The following is a 463-nucleotide window of genomic DNA, read 5'->3' on the forward strand; positions in this document are numbered from 1 at the left end:
AGCCGAACGCGCCGCATACGCGATCATCACATCGCGGGTGAGCGGCCCCATCGACGATCCGTCTGCGGAAATATGATGGACCACGAGCGCCAAGACGTGCTCGGTCGCAGACAAGGTGAACAGGCGCACGCGCAGGGGAATCTCCGTCGTGACATCGAACGACGTCGACGCCAGCTCACGGACACGATCTTCGACGTCCGACAGTTCGACGTCGATGATCCGAACGTCGGGTACGACGCGCTCCACCGGGACGACGAGCTGTATCGGGCCGTTGTCGGTCTCGGGGTACATCGTGCGGAGAGACTCGTGCCGAGAAATTACGTCCGACACGGCTGCCTGTACCGCAGCGACGTCCAGTGCACCCGTCAACCGAATTGCCACCGGCACGTTGTATGCGGCCGAACTCTGGTCGAAGCGGTTGAGGAACCACATCCGCTGCTGCGCCAACGACAACGGAACCATC

1 protein-coding gene is annotated in these 463 nt (G+C 62.4%); it reads right to left on the reverse strand.

Features of this window, described 5'->3' with window-relative positions; translation table 11 throughout:
- Positions 1–463 (reverse strand): condensation domain-containing protein (locus tag ACODSO_RS29260; RefSeq protein WP_489040094.1); only part of this gene is annotated, 463 nt, incomplete at both ends.

The sequence above is a fragment of the Rhodococcus sp. FG69 genome, from assembly GCF_057808915.1.